Genomic DNA, 6,266 nt, shown 5'->3' on the forward strand with positions numbered 1-6,266 from the left:
GCATATAATCCGGAGGATCCAATGAATACGCAGTTCCCTTTGCCAGAAATCGGAGCCGAGACCTTCGGCGACATCACCGAGGACGCCCAGGGCAACCCGCTGAGCCACGCCCAGGTGATCCGCAATGTCATCGCCGAGGGGCAGCAGGCCGAAGCCTCGGGCCTTGATTTCTTCGGCGTCGGCGAGCACCACCGCGATGACTATGCCATCTCCTCCCCCGAAATCGTTCTGGCCGCCCTGGCCAGCACTACCCAGCGCATCAAGCTCGGCACCGCGGTGACCGTGCTCTCCAGCGATGACCCGGTGCGCGTCTACGAACGCTTTGCCACCTTGGACGCGATCTCCAACGGGCGAGTCGAGATCATCGCAGGCCGGGGCTCCTTCATCGAATCCTTCCCGCTCTTCGGCCTGGATCTTGAAGACTACGAGGACCTGTTCGAAGAGAAGCTGCATCTGCTGGCCAAGCTCCGCCACGGCACGCCGGTTTCATGGCAGGGCAAGCACCGCGCCGCCTTGCGCAACCAGCAGATCTACCCGCTGCTGGAAGACCAGCCCTTGACCACCTGGGTGGGTGTGGGTGGCAGCCCGCAGTCGGTCACCCGCGCGGCCCGGCATGGCTTGCCGTTGTGCTTGGCCATTATCGGCGGCCAGCCCTCGGCCTTCGAAGGCTTGGCCACTCTCTACCGCCGTGCGCTGAAGGAGTTCGGCCATGGAGAATTGCCGGTCTCGGCGCACTTCCATGGCTTGGTGGCTTCCACCGACCAGGAGGCCCTGGAAACCCTCTGGCCGCATTACCAGCGCACCATGAATCGGCTGGGCGCCGAACGAGGCTGGCCGCCGGCCAGCAAGATGCGCTTGCAGGCTTCCATGGGGCCCGAGGGAGCCATGATGGCCGGCAGCCCGGAAACTGTGGCACGGAAGATGGCCAAGGTGGCCCAGCAGCTGGGCTTGTCGCGCGTTGACATCAAGTACTCTGCCGGTTCCTTGCCGCACGAGGCGATGATGAACAGCATCAAGTTGCTCGGAGAAGAGGTCAAGCCCATGGTGCACCAGCTGCTTGGCGCCTAGGATCCTGGCTGTCCCGGAAACAGCGAAAGCCACCGCATTGCGGTGGCTTTCGTTCTTGGTGGATCTTACTGGACTCGAACCAGCGACCTTTCGCGTGTGAGGCGAACGCTCTAACCAACTGAGCTAAAGATCCATCTGCGCCCTGACTTGCAAGCCAAGCGCATAAGCAATCCTACCGGGCCGTGGACCTCACTCCAAATCGGCCACCGGTTCCAGCGCCCGGAATCCGTCCCCGGAACACGCCGAAATGCCGCTTCCAGCGCAGGTTCGAACAGTCGCGGTTCAGGCAATGAGTAGAGCAGAAAAACAGCGCCGAATAGTTTATTTGCGATTCACCTAAAAGTACCCATTTCCACTTGTCAAAAAGGGACTTTAGACTCCATAATTTTTCTAGCTCATCGAGCTCAAACTGGACCCTACAAGGAAGTTGCCGGAAGCCGCCGGCATCGGTCCCCTCAAGGCCAACGAAACCGCGCAGTGGATTTTTCCACCGCGCAAAAGCCTCATCTTTCGTTCGTTCTTAGAATTTAGGACCGTACCCAGTGTTTGAAAACCTGAACTTTTCCTTGTCATCCCTATGCGTTCAGCCGGCCCAGCGCGCCGAATTAGCGACCCTTTACCCCCTGGTCGACCAGCGTTGGAACCAGAAGTTCGACCGGCTCTCGCTGCTTGTGACCGTGCGCGACCAGGGCACCTTGGTTGCCGCAGGCCTCGTGCATGATTCCATCATTGCCCCGACTTCTTCGATGAACGCCGTGGAGCTCGGTTGCATGGCCGTGCGCCCGGACTACCGCCGCCTGGGCATCCGCCAGCATGCGACGTCGCTGCGCCTTGCCCACGCGCTGCGTTCGGGCAAAACTCCGATCAGCGTCATCGATTCGCAGAACCCGGCATCCTGGGCCTTCTACGAGCGCTCGGAACTGTGGCAGCGCGAGCGCAGCTTCGAGCACGATGGGCAGCTGAAGTTCATCTACCGGGCCACCGAGGCCGCATGGCAGTGGGCCGCGCAATTGCCGCAGGCCTCCGAGGACCACGTGGCCATCCACCTTCCCGAAAGTGCGATGCCAGCCCCGAGCCTCATGGCCGGCCCGGCCCCGGTCCAGGGATTCGCCGCGCAGTTCGGATCCGATGATCCGGCCTCCGCCGTGCCGGTGATGTGACCGCCTAGAACAGGGCGTCCTGCTGTTCGTCCACGGAGCCGTGGCCCGGCAGCGGGGCAACTTCTCCGGCCCGGCGAGCGCGAGCGGCCTCGTGCAGGTCAATCGGGGTGACCTTCAGGACCGCATCGACCATGGCGTTGAGGAACTGCGGCGCGGCAATATCCGCTGGCACCGGAGCGTGGACGCATTTCACTTCGGGATCCTCTGCGCTCTCATCCCAATCCACCAGCAGCAGGCCGGTGGCGGTGTACCCGAAGCCGTCGCCGAAGTCGCGCAGCTTGCGGATCATGTCCACGGTGCGGCGGAAGGCGGCCGGCTCGGATTCCAGGATCGTGGCACGCTGCACGAAGAAGAACCCGACGGCTGCCAGCGGGTAGCGGGCCCGCAGGTTAGCCGCATCTCCATAGGCCTCTTCATAGCGGTTGGCCAGGTTCTTGCCGAAGGATGAGGTCATCGCCTTGGTGCTGAGCAGCAGTTCGGGACCGGTGGACCAATGGGTCATCACCACGTCGGTTTGCTTCATGTAGGCGCGGCCCAGGATGCGCGCGTCGATGCTGCCCGCCTTGCCCGCCATGATGGACTCGTGCACCTCGTCGGCCAGCCGCTCCGGCAGCTTGCGCAGCAGTTCCAGTATGTCGCTGGACAAGACCCGGGGCGCCTCGGGACGCGGCCACACCAGATCCGCATCGAATCCGGCACGACGCAATTCATGGGCCAGCCATGCGTCCACGCCCTGGGCAAAGCGGCCCGATCGGGTGACCGCCTTGTTGCGGACCGGGATGCTCAGCAGGCGTTCGAGCACCGGGAAGGACGGGTTGAATTCCTCGGTTACCGCGCCGTTGCCCAGCCAGGGCGAATCCTTCGCCGCTGACATCAAGGTGGTATCGAATTCGGCAAAGGCCAAGGTCTTTTCGATCGCAGGATTGGCCACGTTCATCCCCTCACGGCTTTGCTTCTGGCCTTGCGGCGTTCGAGCATATTCATTCGCGCTGTGCGGACCGCCTCCAGCGCATCCGGCTCCAAGCCGAGCAGCTGCTCGAGCACCACGCTGTCCACCAGGTCGGTGGCCTCTTGCTTGCGCCCCTGCACCAGCAGTTCACGCACCGCCGGCTTGATGGCACGCAATTGCCGGGCATAGCGCTGCACCATGCCGATCGCCGGGACCGGCAGCTGGTCGGCTTCACGCGGTTCCAGCTTCAGGATGCCGCCGCCGTAGGAGCGGCCCACCATTTCGGCTCCGAGCATGGTCAGGGTATTGAGCGATGCCACCGGGAGCAGCTCGCGGCCCAGCTCGCGCGCATCGGCGCCGAGGTACACCCCGTGGATCGAGTTGATGTGGTGCACCGCGGCCTCGTTGGCGGTCAACCGCGGGGTGTCGGCGTTCATGTAGGTCATGAACAGGTCCGGCACCGAGAGCACCGGCACCCGCCACCACGGCGAGCGCACCTTGCACTTGTAGGCCTGGTCGACGTTCTGCAGTTCACCGCTGGCCACAAAGCGCGCACCAGCACCGCTGGGTTCCGCGCCGGGGCGGAACATGTAGGCAGCTGCCCCGTGCTCGGCGAGCTTTTCCCAGCCGTCCTCGCTCAATTCCAGCCCGCGCAGGTGGCGCGAGCCCGGAGGCGAGATCCGGATCAGGTCCTCGCGGGCCAGCCCCAGGTCCTGGATCTGCTGGGCCGAGAGGGTGAACCACTTATTATTGCCGGTGACCGCGCCCAGCGAGGTTTCGCCCCAGGACTGCAGCGGCGCCATCCGGCCGGCGGCCAGTGCCGCCGACAAGATCCCCTGGGCTTCGAGGCCGACCAGGGAACCGGTCCAGCGCTCGTTCATGCGCACCGGGGTGTGGCGGGTGCCTTCGCCCAGGGCTTGCAGATCCAGCGCATTGCGGAATTGGTGCAGGTTGAAGGAACCGCTAGCCCCTTCGCGGAAGCCCTCGGCCAGCAGCAGCACCACTTCTTCCTGCGCGTCGGCGAACAAGCGCTCTTCGAAGACGGCCAGGTGCACGCTGGCGAAGCGTTCAAGCAGCATCTGGCGGACAGGCCCGGCATAGTTCACGAACATCAGCTCTGCCGGAAGCACCAGGGCCAGGCGCCCGCCGACGGCAAGGAAGCTGGTGGCATGCACGACGAAAGCGGCCCAGATGCTGGCAAGTTCATTCAGTTCCACGCCCGAGGCTTTGGCCGCGGCGCGCGAGAGCTGCCGGTCAGCCCCGCGGTGCAGCTGGTAGCGCACGTAGGGAGGGTTGCCGATGACAGCGTCGTACTCGGCGTAGCCGGTGACCTCGAAGAAGTTGGCGTGCTCGATGCGCGCGTCGATCCCGGCGGCGCTCATCCGTTCACGGGCGGCCTGCACCGATGGTTCGTGCAGTTCCAGGCCCACCAGCTCGACCCGGTCTCGGCCATCTGCGAGCACCGGATGGGCAGCGGCAAGGAATTGCGCTTCACCGCAGGAGGGTTCCAGGACCTTGGATCCTTGCTCCCCCAGCGCCCACTGCGCCATGAAGCTGGCAACGGGTTCCGGGGTGAAGTAGGCTCCGCGCGCATGGCGGGCGGTGGCCTGATCTGTCAATTCTCTACTCAACACGCATCGATCTTTCCACGTAGGCCAGACAGTTGGGCTGGACCGGTAGACCGAGTCCGGGCGGCAACTTCTCTATTCTACGTGCGCGGGCATCTGGCTGATTCCTGTTCCTAGTGGTCTGCTTCGGCTTTGCCCTTGTGGCGCAGCTTCTGGATGCCCAGGATGATGACGGTAATCACGGTACCCATGATGAAACCGGCAAGGCAGGAGAAGGCGGTGTTCACCAGCCAGCCCAGCACGGCGCCGGCCTGGCCGGTCGCGTCGTGGACCAGCAGTTCAACGTGGTGCACGAAGCCGTACGGTGCGTGCCAGCCCAGTTCGTCCATGCCGACCAGCAGCAGGTGCCCGCCGACCCAGAGCATCGCGATCACGCCGACCTTGCTCAGGATGGACATCACGATGGGCATCGCCTTGACCAGGCCGCGCCCGATCTTCTGCGTGAGCTGGCGCGGCTTGGCGGCCATGTGCAGTCCGATGTCGTCCATTTTGACGATCAAGCCCACGGCGCCATAGACCACGACGGTCATCAGGATGGCGATCACAATCAGGATCAGCGCGCGATTCAAGAATGGCTCGTGGGACACCTCGTTCAGCGAGATGACCATGATCTCCGCGGAAAGCACGAGGTCTGTGCGCACTGCCGATCCGATGATCGCTTTCTCGTCGCGCACTCCCTCCTTGCCGCCCGGAGTGTGGTGCTTGATCGCGCCCATCGCCTCAAGCAGCTTCTCGGCGCCTTCGAAAACCAGATAGGCGCCACCGATCATCAGGATCGGGGTCAGCGCCCATGGAGCGAACTGCGATAGGACCAGCGCCACCGGAAGGATGAACAGCATCTTGTTCCGGATAGACCCAACGGCGATCTTCCAGATGATTGGAAGCTCGCGCTTGGGCGAGAGCCCGGCCACGTACTGCGGGGTGACTGCCGCATCGTCGATGACGACGCCTAGCGATTTGGTGCTGGCCTTGCCAGCGCCCAGCGCGATGTCATCAAGCGATGCCGCGGTGACTTTCACCAGCGCCGCCACGTCGTCCAATAGTGCTGCAAGGCCTCCGGCCATGGTCGGCTCCTCAAATATAGGTTCTGCGCAAAATTCTACCGGCGGGATCTTTGAGCCTGCCATAGGCGCGACGCTGGCTCGGGCAAGATCTGGGGCTAAAAAAAGAAACCGCGCCACGAAGATTCATGGACACGGTTCCCGTTGCTGGTCCAGGACCAGGTCAGAGCCCCCTACCGGATTCGAACCGGTGACCTTCAGTTTACAAGACAGACGCTCTGGCCAGCTGAGCTAAGGGGGCGTACCGAATAAGAATATCCGAAAACCCTGCGGCACTGCGAATTGGCGATGCTCCGAGTTAAATGCCTGTGAGTATCGAGGTGGTTGGTCTGGGACTAGCTGGCAGGATAAGAACCAGCCGTCCCACCCTTGGATGTGACTCATTAAAAGCCTGACCCGA

At 63.4% G+C, this 6,266-nt stretch carries 5 protein-coding genes and 2 tRNA genes; 2 read left to right on the forward strand and 5 right to left on the reverse strand.

Features of this window, described 5'->3' with window-relative positions; genetic code table 11:
• The first annotated feature begins 21 nt into the window (after positions 1 to 21).
• Positions 22 to 1,068, forward strand: a complete 1,047-nt coding sequence (locus ACIOU9_RS09115) for an LLM class flavin-dependent oxidoreductase (protein WP_402696643.1) — start codon at positions 22 to 24, stop codon at positions 1,066 to 1,068.
• Positions 1,069 to 1,124: 56 nt separating this feature from the next.
• Here ACIOU9_RS09115 and ACIOU9_RS09120 read toward each other — a convergent pair.
• A tRNA-Val gene (locus ACIOU9_RS09120) sits at positions 1,125 to 1,201 on the reverse strand.
• Positions 1,202 to 1,610: 409 nt separating this feature from the next.
• Between ACIOU9_RS09120 and ACIOU9_RS09125 the strand changes: the two genes are divergently transcribed.
• The gene (locus tag ACIOU9_RS09125; RefSeq protein ID WP_105659116.1) at positions 1,611 to 2,228 is read left to right on the forward strand and encodes a GNAT family N-acetyltransferase; all 618 of its coding nucleotides are present in this window, start codon (positions 1,611 to 1,613) and stop codon (positions 2,226 to 2,228) included.
• Positions 2,229 to 2,232: 4 nt separating this feature from the next.
• On the opposite strand, the gene ACIOU9_RS09130 is transcribed toward ACIOU9_RS09125, so the two are convergent.
• The 4 genes from ACIOU9_RS09130 to ACIOU9_RS09145 form a co-directional block, all read right to left on the reverse strand.
• Positions 2,233 to 3,165 carry a hypothetical protein gene (locus tag ACIOU9_RS09130; RefSeq protein WP_105659115.1) on the reverse strand — a complete coding sequence of 311 codons (933 nt, stop codon included), beginning with the start codon at positions 3,163 to 3,165 and terminating at the stop codon, positions 2,233 to 2,235.
• On the reverse strand, positions 3,162 to 4,796 hold the full coding sequence (locus ACIOU9_RS09135; protein WP_402696644.1) for a class I SAM-dependent DNA methyltransferase: 1,635 nt from the start codon (positions 4,794 to 4,796) through the stop codon (positions 3,162 to 3,164). The genes ACIOU9_RS09130 and ACIOU9_RS09135 overlap by 4 nt, the downstream gene beginning before the upstream one ends.
• A gap of 122 nt (positions 4,797 to 4,918) precedes the next feature.
• Complete coding sequence (locus ACIOU9_RS09140) at positions 4,919 to 5,869, reverse strand: DUF808 domain-containing protein (RefSeq protein WP_332487740.1); 951 nt, start codon at positions 5,867 to 5,869, stop codon at positions 4,919 to 4,921.
• 164 nt (positions 5,870 to 6,033) lie between these two features.
• Positions 6,034 to 6,107 (reverse strand) — tRNA-Thr (locus tag ACIOU9_RS09145).
• Positions 6,108 to 6,266: the final 159 nt, after the last annotated feature.

The organism is Glutamicibacter sp. NPDC087583 (genome assembly GCF_044743685.1).
Lineage (GTDB): Bacteria > Actinomycetota > Actinomycetes > Actinomycetales > Micrococcaceae > Glutamicibacter.

Excerpts from the sequence above, each read along its gene's own strand:
- ACIOU9_RS09115 (WP_402696643.1), top strand. The coding sequence starts at position 22 with ATGAATACGCAGTTCCCTTTGCCAGAAATCGGAGCCGAGACCTTCGGC.
- ACIOU9_RS09140 (WP_332487740.1), bottom strand. The coding sequence starts at position 5,869 with ATGGCCGGAGGCCTTGCAGCACTATTGGACGACGTGGCGGCGCTGGTG.
- ACIOU9_RS09130 (WP_105659115.1), bottom strand. The coding sequence starts at position 3,165 with ATGAACGTGGCCAATCCTGCGATCGAAAAGACCTTGGCCTTTGCCGAA.